Origin of the sequence: Mycobacterium sp. 1245499.0, from assembly GCF_001673615.1 — a bacterium.
Lineage (GTDB): Bacteria > Actinomycetota > Actinomycetes > Mycobacteriales > Mycobacteriaceae > Mycobacterium > Mycobacterium europaeum_A.
This window is the reverse complement of record NZ_LZMG01000371.1, coordinates 1-13425: the sequence shown is the minus strand read 5'-3', so window position 1 is coordinate 13425 and position 13425 is coordinate 1. Positions and strand designations below refer to the sequence as shown.

Below are 13425 nucleotides of genomic sequence, written 5' to 3'. Positions count from 1 at the left end.
CTCAGCGGTGCTGCGGTCGGCGGTTCATCGAGCGGGCCATCATGATCAGCGCGAACACCACGACGGTGCCGATGACCGCCACGCCCACTCGGATCGGCATGGCGTCGGCCGACGGGATGATCCCGTCCGCCGCGGCGTTGCTGGCGAGCGGGTCGGCGGCGGTGTCACGCTTGGCCGGCGCCAGCGACGGGTCGGGGGCGATCAGCGAGCCGACCTGGGTGCCCTGCGGCGTGGAGAAGCCGTAGTCCAGCAGGTGCGCGGCCTGTTCCCACGGCGCGATCGGTTGACGCGTGCCGTGCAGCAGCACCGCCACCAGGCGTCGTCCGTCGTGGTTGGCCGCGCCCACGAACGTCTGGCCCGCGTCGTCGGTGTAACCCGTCTTGCCGCCCAGGGCGCCGGGATACTTGTAGAGCAGCTGGTTGTCGTTCTCCAGCTCGTAGCCCGGGTGGTCGCCGTGGCCGGGGAAGTCGAACGTCCGTGTCGCGACGATGTCGGCGAACGTCGGGTTCTGCCAGGCGTAGCGGTAGAACAACCCGATGTCGTAGGCCGAGGTGCTCATGCCCGGCGCGTCCAGGCCCGACGGCGAGGCCACCCGGGTGTCCTGGCCGCCCAGCTTGGCCGACAGCACGTTGATCTTCTCCAGCGCCTGCTGCATGCCGCCCAGCTGCATGGCCAGCGCGTGCGCGGCGTCGTTGCCGGAGTGCATCAGCAGCCCGTGCAGCAGCTGGTTGACGGTGAACACCCCGCCCTCCTCGACGCCGACCTTCGTGCCCTCGGCCGCGGCGTCGTCGGCGGTCCCGGGAACCGCCTTATTGAGGTTGAGCGCGTTGATGGAGGCCATCGCGACCAGCACCTTGATGATGCTGGCCGGGCGGTGCCGCCCGTGTGGGTCCTTGGCCGCGATCACCGCGCCGCTGTCCAGGTCCGCGACCAGCCACGCGTCCGCGGAGACGTCGTTCGGCAGCGGCGGCGTGTTCGGCGCGGTGACGATGCCGCAGCTGCCCAGCGCGTCACCACCGACGGGCTTGGCGGGCACCGCCAGCGGGATCGGCGGGTCGCCGGCGGTCGGGGCCTCGGAGGAATCCACCGCGGGCGGCGTGGTCACCTTGTACGGGCAGTTGGCCGGCGCGGCATTCGGCTCGGCGCCGGGCTCGGCGGTGGCGAGCGGCACCCCGAGCGTGACCGGGGCGGCGGTCAGGAAAAGCGCCGCTGCCAGGCATGATGCGGAACGTAACAGGGTCATCGTCTGAGCACAGTAAGCGATCGACCGCCCGAATCCGGGGAGCCGCGCTGTGACTGGTGAGACGGAAGTTACTGAGCCTGGTCGGTCGGGCCGGGTTACGCTGGGCACGCGGTCAGTTCGGAACCCATCGACCGCCCCGAATCCCCGAGGGATGTGCCATTTCAAACGATCGGTTCTGGTCTCGAACGTGGTCTCAGTTGCGGCGCGACGGCGACGGCCCACGATCGTTGGAACAGCTGCTCAAGCGGGTGGAGAAAGGCAGCCAGGTCCGCGGCTCCGACGACGACCGGGTGCTGGAAGAGCTGAAACTGCATCGCGACGCCACCCCCGAGGGCGACCTGCGGTCCGCACTGGCCTGGCTGTGCAACGCTCAGTCGCGGATCACCAGCAGCCCCACCACGGCGCATTCCCGCGAGGTGTTGCTGGCCGCTTACGAGGTCAAGCGGATCCTGGCTACAGCCGGCGGCACTCGTCGCTGAGCACGCCGCGCAGCGCCGCCTCGATGAGGTCGAATTCGGACTGCCCACTGATCAGCGGCGGCGCCAGCTGAATGACCGAATCGCCGCGGTCGTCGGTGCGGCAATACAGCCCCGCCTCGAACAGCGCCGCGGAGACCCGGGCGAGCAGCGGGCGGCGCTCGTCGTCGCTGAAGGTCTGCCTGGTGCCCTGGTCCTTGACCAGTTCCACGCCGTAGAAGAAACCCTCGCCGCGCACGTCGCCGACGATGGGCAGGTCGTACAGCTTCTCCAGGGTGGCGCGGAACGCGGGCGCGTGGGTTCTGACGTGATCATTGAGGCCCTCGCGCTCGAAGATGTCCAGGTTGGCCAGCCCGACGGCCGCCGAAACCGGGTGCCCGCCAAAGGTATAGCCGTGCGGGAACATGGTGGCGCCGTCGTTGAACGGCTCGAACAGCCGCTCGCTGGCGATCATGGCGCCGATCGGTGAGTAGCCCGACGTCATTCCCTTGGCGCAGGTGATCATGTCGGGCACGTAGCCGAAGTCGCCGATGTCCGACGAGCAGGCGAACATCGACCCGATCCGGCCGAACGCGCAGATCACCTCGTCGGAGACCAGCAGTACGTCGTATTCGTCGCAGATCTGGCGCACCCGCTCGAAATAGCCTGGGGGAGGCGGGATGCTGCCGCCGGCGTTCTGCACCGGCTCCAGGAACACCGCGGCCACGGTGTCGGGGCCCTCGAACTCGATGGCCTCGGCGATCCGGTCGGCGGCCCACCGCCCGAACGCCTTCGGGTCGGTGCGCAGCGTCTCCGGCGCCCGGTAGAGGTTGGTGTTGGGCACCCGGAAGCCACCGGGCGTCACCGGCTCGAACGGGGCCTTGTATTTCGGCAGCCCGGTGATGGCCAGCGCGCCCTGGGTGGTGCCGTGGTAGGCGACTGAGCGCGAAATCACCTTGTGCTTACCGGGTTTGCCGGTGAGCTTGAAGTACTGCTTGGCCAGTTTCCACGCGGTCTCGACGGCCTCGGTGCCGCCGGTCGTAAAGAAGACCCGGTTCAAATCGCCCGGGGTGTGGCCGGCGAGGCGTTCGGCCAGCTCGATCGCCGGTGCAGTGGCGTAGCCCCACAGTGGGAAGAACGCCAGCGTGCTCGCCTGGCGGGCGGCGACCTCGGCGAGCTCGGCGCGGCCGTGGCCGACCTGGACGGTGAACAGGCCGGACAGGCCGTCGAGGTAGCTCTTGCCGCGGTCGTCGTAGATGGTGACACCCTCGCCGCGCGTGATGATCGGCGGCGTGATGTCCGGGCCGTGCCGGGCGAAGTGCAGCCAGAGGTTGTCAGTCATGTTGTTGGTGAGCGTAACCTCGCGACATGACCGCAGCGCAGCAGGTCAGCGAGTTCGAGTCGCTACGGCCCCATCTCATGGCGGTGGCCTACCGGCTCACCGGCACGGTGGCCGACGCCGAGGACATCGTCCAGGACGCCTGGCTGCGCTGGCACCGGCAGGAGCCCGACAGGGCAGAGATCACCGACCTGCGGGCCTGGCTGACCACGGTGGTGAGCAGGCTCGGCCTGGACAGGCTGCGCTCGGCCGCGCACCGCCGCGAGAGCTACACCGGCAACTGGCTGCCCGAGCCGGTGGTAACCGGGTTCGGCTCCACCGCTTCGGAAGCCGATCCGCTGTCCGCGGTGGTGGCCGGCGAGGACGCGCGGTTCGCCGCGATGGTCGTGCTGGAGCGGTTGTCACCGGATCAGCGGGTCGCCTTCGTGCTGCACGACGGGTTCGCCGTGCCGTTCGCGGAGGTGGCCGAGGTGCTGGGCACCAACGAGGCCGCCGCGCGGCAGCTGGCGTCGCGGGCCCGCAAGGCCGTCTCGGCCGAGCCCGCACCCAAGCCCGATCCGGCGCACGCCGAGGTGGTCGGCAAATTGCTGGCCGCCATGGCCGCAGGGGACCTGGAAGCCGTGGTGGCGCTGCTGCACCCCGACGTGGTCCTGACGGGTGACGCGAATGGCAAGGCGCCCACCGCAATCAACGTCATCCACGGCGCCGACAAGGTGGCCCGGTTCTTCTTCGGCCTGGCCCAGCGCTACGGCCCGGCGATGTTCACCTCGTATCAGCTGGGGCTGGTCAACGGCGAGCTCGGCGGTTACACGCCCGGCTGCCCCGCCAGCGACGGCTACCGCGAGCTGATGCCGCGGATCATGGCCGCGACCGTGCGCGACGGAAAGGTCTGCGCCCTATGGGATATCGCCAATCCCGACAAATTCACCGGCTCCCCGCTGCGGGCTCGTTGAGCTGGTTTGCCCACGGAACCCGGCACGCGTCACCGGAATTGAAGCCCTGCTCGGTGATGCCGAGTGCGGAATTCACCCGGGCCCGCATGTTCTCCAACCCGATCTGATAGGTCAGCTCGAACACACCGGCGTCGCCGAACCGGGCCCGCAGATCGTCGACCTGCTCGTCGGTGACGGTGTGCGGATCGGTGGTCATCGCGGCGGCATAGGCGATGGCGGCGCGCTCGTCGTCGGTGAATGCCGTTGAGGTGGCGTAGTTGTCGATGTCCTTGAGGCGCTGGATGTCCAGGCCGTCCAGGCGCTGCAGCATCGATCCGAAGTCGACGCACCACGAGCAGCCGACCTGGCGCGCGGTCCACAACACGGCCAGCTCGCGCACGCTGGTGGGCAGCGTTTTCGACGCCCGGTCGACCATCGTCTCGTGCAGGGCGCTGGCGATCATCAGCTTGCGATGATGTGCGGCCACGGCGAACGGCTCGGGAACCTGGCCGTAGCGCCGCTTGGCGATCCGGTACATGGCCCGGGTCAGCAACCCGGTGCGCTTGAGGGGCAGGGGCTCGATGCGGGTTTTCTGTGTCATACCGATCAGACGAGGCGGCCACGCGTTGTGTGACAGGTCCGGCGAGGCGCCGGTGGTGAGCAGGTGTTTCCCACGGTGAGGTCCGGGTACCCGGACCTCACCCTCGTCGCGCCAACCGGCGCGGCGGGGTAGCGAGAGGGTGAGGAGATTGAAGATGACCTCTCAAAACGATCAACAGTCCGACGATTCGAGGCTGGAACATTTCGACGAGCCCGAGCTGGGCAGCGGTGCGCGCGACACCGGCACGGACACTCCCGAGCCCGGCGGGGCAGATCGTCCGGTGGGCACCGTGGACGAAGACGCGAATCCGCCGATGAGCGATCCGACCGCGTCCGATGTCTACAGCGGCACCGGCGAATTGCCCCCGCAGGACACCGGAAGCGCGATCCCGCCCTACGAGGGACGCCAACAGAGTGCCGCGGGTGACTCGGGAGGCGCGGGCGGCGCCACGAGACCGGAGACGAATCCCGATTACACGTCGGCCAGCCCGTCGGATACCCCGGGCGGGGCGACTCAGTCCCCGGCGGACGAGCAACCCGCTTCACAAATGCCGGAAACCGACCTCGGCGACGACCGCGTCGGGCCGGCGCACGTCGCGGGTACTCGTACCGGGGAGTCGAAGCCCTGATCTGACGACGTGTCGCCGCGAAACGCCTAGCGCGAGAACATGATCGCGCGCTTGACCTCTTGGATCGCCTTGGTGATCTGAATGCCGCGCGGGCAGGCCTCGGTGCAGTTGAACGTGGTGCGGCAGCGCCACACGCCGTCGACCTCGTTGAGGATGTCCAGGCGCTCAGCGGCGGCCTCGTCGCGGCTGTCGAAGATGAACCGGTGCGCGTTGACGATCGCCGCCGGGCCGTAGTAGCTGCCCTCGTGCCAGAAGATCGGGCAGCTGGTGGTGCACGCCGCGCACAGGATGCACTTGGTGGTGTCGTCGTAGCGGGCGCGGTCGGTCGGACTCTGGATGCGTTCGCGGGTCGGGGGATTGCCGGTCGTGATCAGGTACGGCTTCACCGCGCGGTAGGCGTCGAAGAACGGCTCCATGTCGACCACCAGGTCCTTCTCCACCGGCAGCCCACGGATCGGCTCGACAGTGATGGTGAGCTGCTTGCCCGGCTTCTTGGGCAGCAGGTCGCGCATCAGCACCTTGCACGCCAGCCGGTTGACGCCGTTGATCCGCATCGCGTCCGAGCCGCACACGCCGTGCGCGCAGGAACGCCGGAAGGTCAGCGTGCCGTCCAGGTAGCTCTTGATGTAGATCAGCAGGTTGAGCATCCGGTCGCTGGGCAGGCACGGCACCCGAAAGCTCTGCCAGCCACCGGTTTCCGCGTAGGCGTCGGGCTGGTCGGGGTTGAACCGGGCGATCTTGACGGTCACCATCACCGCCCCGTCCGGAATCGCCGGCAGCGGCGGTTCCAGGCTGGTCTCGACCTCGGCTGCCTCTTCGGTTCCGACGCTCTCGGCCATCAGTACTTCCGTTCCTTCGGTTCGTAGCGCGTCTGCACCACCGGCTTGAAGTCCAGCGCGATGTCGCTCAGCAGATCGCTGCCCTGCTTGTAGGCCATGGTGTGGCGCATGAAGTTGACGTCGTCGCGGTTGGGGTAGTCCTCGCGGGCGTGGCCGCCGCGCGACTCCTTGCGATTCAGCGCACCGACCACGGTGACCTCGGCCAGCTCCAGCAAGAAGCCCAGTTCGATGGCCTCCAGCAGGTCGCTGTTGAACCGTTTCCCCTTGTCGTGCACGCTGATTCGGGCGTAGCGCTCCTTCAGCGCGTGGATGTCGGTGAGCGCCTGCTTGAGCGTCTCCTCGGTGCGGAACACCGCGGCGTTGTTGTCCATCGACTGCTGCAACGCGTTGCGGATGTCGGCGACGCGCTCATTGCCGTGCTCGGAGAGGATGTCGCCGACCCAGCCCACTACCATCGCCGCCGGTTCCGGCGGCATGTCCACGAAGTCGTGGCCCCGCGCGTACGACGCCGCGGCGATGCCGGCCCGGCGGCCGAACACGTTGATGTCCAGCAGCGAATTGGTGCCCAGCCGGTTGGCCCCGTGCACCGACACGCACGCGCACTCGCCGGCCGCGTACAGGCCCGGCACCGTAGATGTGTTGTCCCGCAACACCTGTCCGGTCACGGTGGTGGGGATGCCACCCATCACGTAGTGACAGGTCGGGTAGACGGGAACCAACTCGTGCACCGGGTCCACCCCCAGGTAGGTGCGGGCGAACTCGGTGATGTCGGGCAGCTTGGCCTCCAGCACGTCCTCACCGAGGTGGCGGACGTCGATGTAGACGTAATCCTTGTGTGGGCCAGCGCCGCGACCCTCCAGAACCTCCAAAACCATGGAGCGGGCCACGATGTCGCGCGGCGCCAGGTCAACGATCGTCGGGGCGTAGCGCTCCATGAAGCGCTCACCCTCGCCGTTGAGCAGCCGGCCGCCCTCGCCGCGCACCGCCTCGGAGATCAGGATGCCCAGGCCGGCCAAGCCCGTCGGATGGAACTGGTGAAACTCCATGTCCTCCAACGGAAGACCCTTGCGGAAGACGATGCCGATGCCGTCGCCGGTCAGCGTGTGCGCGTTGGAGGTGGTCTTGTACATCCGGCCCGAACCGCCGGTGGCCAGCACGACCGCCTTGGCGTGGAAGACGTGGATGTCGCCGGTGGCCAGCTCATAGGCCACCACGCCGGTGGCCACCGGCCCGCTCGGGGTCTGGGTGAGCACCAGGTCCAGCGCATAGAACTCGTTGAAGAACTGGACGTCGTGGCGCACGCAGTTCTGATACAGCGTCTGCAGGATCATGTGGCCGGTGCGGTCGGCGGCGTAGCAGGCCCGGCGCACCGGGGCCTTGCCGTGGTCGCGGGTGTGCCCGCCGAAGCGGCGCTGGTCGATGCGGCCCTCCGGGGTGCGGTTGAACGGCATCCCCATCTTCTCCAGGTCGAGCACCGCGTCGATGGCTTCCTTGCACATGATCTCCACCGCGTCCTGGTCGGCGAGGTAGTCGCCGCCCTTGACGGTGTCGAAGGTGTGCCATTCCCAGTTGTCCTCTTCGACGTTGGCCAGCGCCGCGCACATGCCGCCCTGCGCCGCCCCGGTGTGGCTGCGGGTGGGGTAGAGCTTGGTCAGCACCGCGGTGCGCACCCGCGGGCCCGCCTCCACCGCGGCCCGCATGCCGGCACCACCCGCGCCGACGATCACCACGTCGTACCGGTGTTGCTGGATCATCGATCAGCCTCCGATATTCGGGTCGAATGTCAGCAGCACGTAGGTGCCCAGCACCAACGTGAACCCCATCGACAACAAGAGCAGGCTGTTGAGCCAGAAGCGGGTGCTGTCCTTGCGGCTGTAGTCGTCGATGATGGTGCGCAGGCCGTTGCCGCCGTGCAGCTGCGCCAGCCACAGCAGCGCCAGGTCCCAGAACTGCCAGAACGGCGACGCCCAGCGCTGCGCCACATAGTTGAAGTCGATGCGGTAAACGCCGTTATCCCACATCAACATGATGAACAGGTGCCCGATCGCCAGCACGAACAGCGCGATCCCGGAGAACCGCATGAACAGCCACGCGAACTTCTCGAAGTTGGGGATGCCGGCCCGCCGCCGCGGGGAGCGTGGGTTGTCCAGGCTGGCGGGGCGGTCATACAGGCGCTGTTTGACCGGGGCGAGCTCGCCGCGACCGAGCTGCAAATCCGGGCCGCTCATCGGAAGTGCTCCATCATGTGGATGACCGTCACCACGCCGGCCGGAACCATCAGCAGCAGGAACACGACGCCGACGATCCAGAACATCAACCTTTGATGGCGCGGGCCCTCGGACCAGAAGTCGATCAGGATCACCCGGATCCCGTTCAGGCCATGAAAGAGCACCGCCGCGACCAGGCCGTATTCCATCAGCCCGACGACCGGCATCTGGTAATCGTGGATCACCGCGTTGTAGGTCTGCGGGCTGACCCGCAGCATCGCGGCGTCCAGGACGTGGACGAACAGGAAAAAGAAGATCGTCGCGCCGCTGATCCGGTGCAGCACCCACGACCACATGCCTGGGTCGCCCCGGTACAGCGTGCGTGGTGGCCTGCGTTTGCGCGAGGGAGCCGGAGCCGCCGGATCCGCGGTTGTCGGTTGCGTAGTCACCCCAGTGTCACCCCAGTCCTGCGCCTTCTTCCGGCCTCAACGTCGGTCACGCCGGGCACTTGAGCTTAGCTCGGACACGCTGTGACTTGGGACAATGTCCGTCAAGCGAAACGCCGTTTTGCGGCTAGGGTGACTGTCGGAATCGGCCATCGGTGAGCGGGGTTTCATGACGCCTGGGATCGACTGGAAGATGTTGCGGGACAAGGCAATAGATGCCGCCGAGGGCGCCTACGCACCGTACTCGCGATTCCGGGTCGGAGCGGCCGCGCTGGTCGATGACGGCCGGGTGGTGACCGGCTGCAATGTGGAGAACATCTCATATGGCCTTGGTCTCTGTGCCGAGTGTGCGGTGGTGTGCGCCCTGCATTCGGGCGGCGGTGGGCGCCTGGTGGCGCTGGCGTGCGTGGACGGGCGGGGATCGGTGCTGATGCCGTGCGGGCGGTGCCGCCAGGTGCTGGCCGAACACGGCGGCCCCGAGCTGCTGATCGACCATCCGCGCGGGCCGCGCCGGCTCGGCGACCTGCTGCCGGACGCTTTCGGGCCCGACGACCTGGCCCGCGGGCGTGGCTGATGCACGCGGTCGCTTGCTGAGTGTTGCCGGTCGGCTTACCGTCATCCGTGTGCAACGGGGGAGCGCGCCGCCGACGGGATCGCTGCCCAGGCTTTTTGTTGCGGTGCTGATCGCGGCGGGTATGGGAGCCGCGGGATGCGCGTCGCAGTCACCCGCCGCAAAGCCGCCGTCGGGGACCTCGTCGCCGGCGCCGGCGTCGTCGTCCTGGGTGGAGGACTCCGTCTCCTTCCCGGTCGCGGACATGACCGTGTACGGCACGTTCCGCCATCCGGCGGGGCATGGGCGGGCGGTGCCGGCGGCGCTGCTGATCGCCGGCAGTGGGCCGACGGATCGCAACGGTGACTCGGCCGCCATGCCGGGTCAGGTCGACACGCTGCGGAATCTGGCGCGGGCGCTGTCCGACGACGGCGTCGCCAGCTTGCGCTACGACAAGCTGGGCACCGGTCAGACCGGGCTCGGCCCCTACGCCACCGACCCGGCGAAGGTCGACATCGGCGTGTTCAAAGACGAGGCGGCCGCCGCGTTGAACTTCCTGGCCAACCAATCCGGCATCGACCGGACTCATCTGATGGCGCTCGGCCACAGCGAAGGCGCCCTCTACGCGATGATGCTGGCCACCGCCGCGCCCGGGACGGTTCCCGCGGTGCAGTCCTTGGGCCTGGTGGAACCGGCGAGCCGCCGCATCCTCGACCATGTGTCCGAGCAGGCCCACGCCCAGGCCGACGCCGCCGTCAGGTCTGGACGCGTCGCCGCGGCGCGGGCCGCCGAAAGCACCGCGGCGATCGACAACGCGATACAGCAGTTCCGCGCGACCGGCCAGGTCCCGCCCGACGAACCGCCCGGGCTGAAGTCGGTGATCAACGCCGCCAATGCGCACGCCCTGTTGCAGGAGGACGCGATCGACCCGCAGGCATTGGCGGCGAAGCTGCCGCGCAACATGCCGGTGCTGGTCACCTGCAGCGACGCCGATCTGCAGATCACCTGCCAGGACGTCGATTCCCTGGTGTCAGGCCTGACCAGCGCGGGCACCAAGACCGACTATGTCCACCTGACCGGGGTGAACCACGTCCTGAAAGAGGACGCCAGCGGAACGCCGGTCAATTACCCGAAGCCACTGCCGTTCTCCACCCAGCTCGTCGGCGCGCTGGCGTCGTTCGTCAAAGAGAACGGGACGACACCCTGAGCCCCGGGGAGCCACTTGGCTGACCCCGCGTTCGACGCGCCCACGGTGATCCGGACCAAGCGCGACGGCGGCCGGTTGTCCGACGCCGCCATCGACTGGGTCATCGGCGCCTACACCGACGGCCGGGTGGCCGAAGAACAGATGGCGGCGCTGCTGATGGCGATCCTGCTGCGCGGCATGGACCGCGCCGAGACCGCCCGGTGGACGGCGGCGATGCTGGCGTCGGGGGACACGCTCGATTTCGGTGACCTGGGCCTGGCCACCGTCGACAAGCACTCCACCGGCGGGGTGGGGGACAAGATCACCCTGCCGCTGGTGCCCGTCGTCGCCGCCTGCGGAGCCGCGGTCCCGCAGGCGTCTGGCCGCGGGCTCGGCCACACCGGCGGCACCCTGGACAAGCTGGAATCCATCACCGGGTTCACCGCCCAGCTGTCCAACCGGCGGGTGCGCGAGCAGCTTCGCGTCCTCGGCGCGGCCATCTTCGCCGCCGGCGACCTGGCTCCCGCCGACGCCAAGCTGTACGCGCTGCGCGACATCACCGCCACGGTCGAATCGCTGCCGCTGATCGCCAGCTCGGTGATGAGCAAGAAGCTGGCCGAGGGCGCCGGCGCGCTGGTGCTCGACGTGAAGGTCGGTTCCGGGGCGTTCACCAACTCCGAAGCGCAGTCGCGCGAGCTGGCGCACACCATGGCGGAGCTGGGGGCGGCGCACGGCGTGCCCACCCGCGCGCTGCTGACGGACATGAACCGGCCGCTGGGCGCCACGGTCGGCAACGCCCTCGAGGTGGCCGAGTCGCTCGAGGTGCTGGCCGGGGGCGGGCCGCCCGACGTCGTCGAGCTGACCCTGCGGCTGGCCTCCGAAATGCTGGAGCTGGCCGGGATCGGCGACCGCGACCCCGCCGACACCCTGCGCGACGGCACCGCGATGGACCGGTTCCGCCGGCTCGTCGCGGCCCAGGGCGGCGATCTGTCGGTGCCGTTGCCCCTCGGTCGGCATGCCGAGACCGTGACCGCGCCCCGGGGCGGCACAATGGGCGATATCGACGCGATGGCAGTGGGGCTGGGGGCATGGCGGCTCGGCGCGGGCAGGTCCCGCCCGGGCGAGCGGGTGCAGCTGGGCGCGGGGATCCGGATCCACCGCCGGCCCGGCGAACCGGTCACCGCCGGCGAGCCGTTGTTCACCCTCTACACCGACACCCCGGAGCGTTTCGGTGCCGCGCTGGCCGAGCTGGACGGCGGGTGGAGCGTCGGCGACGCGGCCCCGACTCCCCGGCCGCTGATCATCGATCGGATCGTGACATGACCGCACCGCTGGGCCTCGAGCAGATCAGGAAGGCCCCCAAGGCCCTGCTGCATGATCACCTCGACGGCGGCCTGCGCCCGTCGACGGTGCTGGAGATCGCCGGGCAGATCGGTTACGACGGGCTGCCCGCCACCGACGTCGACGAGCTGGCGACGTGGTTTCGCACCCGTTCGCACAGCGGCTCGCTGGAGCGCTACTTAGAGCCGTTCTCGCACACCGTGGCGGTGATGCAGACGCCCGAGGCGCTGCACCGGGTCGCCTACGAGTGCGTGGAGGATCTGGCCGAGGACTCGGTGGTGTACGCCGAAATCCGGTTCGCGCCCGAACTGCACATCGACCGCGGGCTGTCCTTCGATGCGATCGTCGACGCCGTGCTGGCCGGCTTCGCCGACGGCGAGAAGGCCTGCGCCGCGGCCGGCCGCCCGATCGTGGTGCGCCTGCTGGTCACCGCGATGCGGCACGCGGCGGTGTCCCGGGAGATCGCCGAGCTGGCAATCCGGTTCCGGGACAAGGGAGTTGTCGGGTTCGACATCGCCGGCGCCGAGGCGGGCAACCCACCGACCCGGCACCTGGACGCTTTCGAATACATGCGAGACCACAACGCGCGCTTCACCATTCACGCCGGTGAGGCGTTCGGCCTGCCGTCCATTCACGAGGCGATCGCCTTTTGCGGGGCGGACCGGCTGGGCCATGGGGTGCGCATCGTCGACGACATCGAGGTGCTGGGCGACGGCAAGGTCCGGCTGGGTCAACAGGCATCCATTTTGCGGGACAAGCGAATTCCGCTGGAGCTGTGCCCCAGCTCCAACGTGCAGACCGGTGCCGTCAACAGCATCGCCGAGCATCCGTTCGATCTGCTGGCCCGCACCCGCTTCCGGGTGACCGTGAACACCGACAACCGGCTGATGAGCGACACCTTCATGAGCCGCGAAATGCACCGGCTGGTCGAGGCTTTCGGCTACGGATGGAGCGACCTCGAGCGGTTCACCATCAACGCGATGAAGTCAGCGTTCCTCCCGTTCGACGAGCGGCTGGCGATCATCGACGAGGTGATCAAGCCGCGCTATGCCGTGCTGATCGGCTAGCGGCTCACCGTCATATGTGCCCCGGCATCCCGATGTCGGGGTCGGCCGGTGCCGCGGGCGCGACCGGCACTGCCGGCGGCGCGACGGGCAGGGCCTCCATCGGTGGGGGTGCCACGGGCGGCGGCGCGACGGGCGGCGGCGCGATCGGCGCCTGGTCCACCGGCGGCGGTGGGGCCGCGGGCGGCGGCGGGGCGATCTGCGGGGCGGCCGCCGGCGGCAGCGCGTACGGGCCTCCGGCGCACACGGGATTGGCGGGCTGGCTGATGCATGCGGTATCCGCCGGGCCGGTGGGGGCGGCGTCGGCGGCGTACGGCCCGCCCTGACACTGCGCGACCTCTGGCATCGCCACACATCGGGGATCGGACGGGTTGGTCGGCAGGCCGGGATCGGGATTATCTTGCGGCGCAACGAGGATTCGCGCGGTCGGCGCGGGCATCGCGTTCGCCCGTGCGCCCGCACCCGCCGCGGCGACTGCGATCAGCGCTGCGGCCACAACCGTTTTCGCCATCACGTCGCGGACTCCTGTAGGGATCGTCGAAGCCATCGTGCCCCCAGCTACGGGCCCGGCACGGCTTGTCCGGGCTGTCGATC

14 protein-coding genes and 1 pseudogene are annotated in these 13425 nt (G+C 69.2%); 7 read left to right on the top strand and 8 right to left on the bottom strand.

Annotated elements, in window-relative coordinates; all coding sequences use genetic code 11:
- Position 1: 1 nt before the first annotated feature.
- On the bottom strand, positions 2 to 1243 hold the full coding sequence (locus A5646_RS23100) for a D-alanyl-D-alanine carboxypeptidase family protein (RefSeq protein ID WP_066863611.1): 1242 nt from the start codon (positions 1241 to 1243) through the stop codon (positions 2 to 4).
- Positions 1244 to 1470: 227 nt separating this feature from the next.
- On the opposite strand from A5646_RS23100, the gene A5646_RS23095 reads away from it, so the two are divergent.
- Positions 1471 to 1722: a hypothetical protein gene (locus tag A5646_RS23095; RefSeq protein ID WP_066863646.1), complete on the top strand. Its 252-nt coding sequence runs from the start codon at positions 1471 to 1473 to the stop codon at positions 1720 to 1722.
- Here the strand turns inward: A5646_RS23095 and A5646_RS23090 are convergent.
- Complete coding sequence (locus A5646_RS23090; protein ID WP_067024453.1) at positions 1697 to 3040, bottom strand: aspartate aminotransferase family protein; 1344 nt, start codon at positions 3038 to 3040, stop codon at positions 1697 to 1699. The two genes, A5646_RS23095 and A5646_RS23090, sit on opposite strands and share 26 nt — an antisense overlap.
- Before the next feature lie 26 nt (positions 3041 to 3066).
- On the opposite strand from A5646_RS23090, the gene A5646_RS23085 reads away from it, so the two are divergent.
- A complete protein-coding gene (locus A5646_RS23085) occupies positions 3067 to 3990 on the top strand; it encodes a sigma-70 family RNA polymerase sigma factor (protein ID WP_067024451.1) in 924 nt (307 codons plus the stop codon).
- Here A5646_RS23085 and A5646_RS23080 read toward each other — a convergent pair.
- Positions 3962 to 4603 (bottom strand): annotated as a pseudogene (locus A5646_RS23080) (carboxymuconolactone decarboxylase family protein); the annotation flags it as partial. The gene A5646_RS23085 and the pseudogene A5646_RS23080 overlap by 29 nt on opposite strands.
- Positions 4604 to 4724: 121 nt before the next feature.
- On the opposite strand from A5646_RS23080, the gene A5646_RS23075 reads away from it, so the two are divergent.
- On the top strand, positions 4725 to 5198 hold the full coding sequence (locus A5646_RS23075; protein ID WP_082984829.1) for a hypothetical protein: 474 nt from the start codon (positions 4725 to 4727) through the stop codon (positions 5196 to 5198).
- Between the two features lie 26 nt (positions 5199 to 5224).
- Here A5646_RS23075 and A5646_RS23070 read toward each other — a convergent pair whose 3' ends face one another.
- The 4 genes from A5646_RS23070 to sdhC are packed head-to-tail and all read right to left on the bottom strand — an operon-like array spanning position 5225 to position 8600.
- A complete protein-coding gene (locus A5646_RS23070) occupies positions 5225 to 6037 on the bottom strand; it encodes a succinate dehydrogenase iron-sulfur subunit (protein WP_066882225.1) in 813 nt (270 codons plus the stop codon).
- Positions 6037 to 7791: a succinate dehydrogenase flavoprotein subunit gene (gene sdhA / locus A5646_RS23065; RefSeq protein ID WP_066863592.1), complete on the bottom strand. Its 1755-nt coding sequence runs from the start codon at positions 7789 to 7791 to the stop codon at positions 6037 to 6039. The genes A5646_RS23070 and sdhA overlap by 1 nt, the downstream gene beginning before the upstream one ends.
- A 3-nt stretch (positions 7792 to 7794) precedes the next feature.
- On the bottom strand, positions 7795 to 8265 hold the full coding sequence (locus A5646_RS23060) for a succinate dehydrogenase hydrophobic membrane anchor subunit (protein WP_066863589.1): 471 nt from the start codon (positions 8263 to 8265) through the stop codon (positions 7795 to 7797).
- A complete protein-coding gene (sdhC, locus tag A5646_RS23055) occupies positions 8262 to 8600 on the bottom strand; it encodes a succinate dehydrogenase, cytochrome b556 subunit (protein WP_066863585.1) in 339 nt (112 codons plus the stop codon). Before sdhC ends, A5646_RS23060 begins: the two co-directional genes overlap by 4 nt.
- Before the next feature lie 259 nt (positions 8601 to 8859).
- Here sdhC and A5646_RS23050 point away from each other — a divergent pair, with 259 nt between their 5' ends.
- The 4 genes from A5646_RS23050 to A5646_RS23035 are packed head-to-tail and all read left to right on the top strand — an operon-like array spanning position 8860 to position 12834.
- Entirely contained in the window at positions 8860 to 9264 is a 405-nt protein-coding gene (locus A5646_RS23050) for a cytidine deaminase (RefSeq protein WP_067024447.1), read from the top strand.
- Between the two features lie 49 nt (positions 9265 to 9313).
- A complete protein-coding gene (locus A5646_RS23045) occupies positions 9314 to 10447 on the top strand; it encodes a hypothetical protein (RefSeq protein ID WP_156749269.1) in 1134 nt (377 codons plus the stop codon).
- Positions 10448 to 10462: 15 nt separating this feature from the next.
- Positions 10463 to 11749, top strand: a complete 1287-nt coding sequence (locus A5646_RS23040) for a thymidine phosphorylase (protein ID WP_067024443.1) — start codon at positions 10463 to 10465, stop codon at positions 11747 to 11749.
- Positions 11746 to 12834: an adenosine deaminase gene (locus A5646_RS23035; protein WP_067024440.1), complete on the top strand. Its 1089-nt coding sequence runs from the start codon at positions 11746 to 11748 to the stop codon at positions 12832 to 12834. Before A5646_RS23040 ends, A5646_RS23035 begins: the two co-directional genes overlap by 4 nt.
- A 10-nt stretch (positions 12835 to 12844) precedes the next feature.
- Here the strand turns inward: A5646_RS23035 and A5646_RS29215 are convergent, their stop codons facing one another.
- Entirely contained in the window at positions 12845 to 13342 is a 498-nt protein-coding gene (locus A5646_RS29215; RefSeq protein ID WP_067024437.1) for a hypothetical protein, read from the bottom strand.
- Positions 13343 to 13425: the final 83 nt, after the last annotated feature.

Bases quoted from the DNA above. Each gene is read 5' to 3' on its own strand.
- A5646_RS29215 (WP_067024437.1), bottom strand. From the start codon at position 13,342: ATGGCGAAAACGGTTGTGGCCGCAGCGCTGATCGCAGTCGCCGCGGCG.
- A5646_RS23075 (WP_082984829.1), top strand. From the start codon at position 4,725: ATGACCTCTCAAAACGATCAACAGTCCGACGATTCGAGGCTGGAACAT.
- sdhA (WP_066863592.1), bottom strand. From the start codon at position 7,791: ATGATCCAGCAACACCGGTACGACGTGGTGATCGTCGGCGCGGGTGGT.
- sdhC (WP_066863585.1), bottom strand. From the start codon at position 8,600: ATGTGGTCGTGGGTGCTGCACCGGATCAGCGGCGCGACGATCTTCTTT.
- A5646_RS23100 (WP_066863611.1), bottom strand. From the start codon at position 1,243: ATGACCCTGTTACGTTCCGCATCATGCCTGGCAGCGGCGCTTTTCCTG.
- A5646_RS23050 (WP_067024447.1), top strand. From the start codon at position 8,860: ATGACGCCTGGGATCGACTGGAAGATGTTGCGGGACAAGGCAATAGAT.
- A5646_RS23035 (WP_067024440.1), top strand. From the start codon at position 11,746: ATGACCGCACCGCTGGGCCTCGAGCAGATCAGGAAGGCCCCCAAGGCC.
- A5646_RS23070 (WP_066882225.1), bottom strand. From the start codon at position 6,037: ATGGCCGAGAGCGTCGGAACCGAAGAGGCAGCCGAGGTCGAGACCAGC.
- A5646_RS23090 (WP_067024453.1), bottom strand. From the start codon at position 3,040: ATGACTGACAACCTCTGGCTGCACTTCGCCCGGCACGGCCCGGACATC.
- A5646_RS23085 (WP_067024451.1), top strand. From the start codon at position 3,067: ATGACCGCAGCGCAGCAGGTCAGCGAGTTCGAGTCGCTACGGCCCCAT.
- A5646_RS23060 (WP_066863589.1), bottom strand. From the start codon at position 8,265: ATGAGCGGCCCGGATTTGCAGCTCGGTCGCGGCGAGCTCGCCCCGGTC.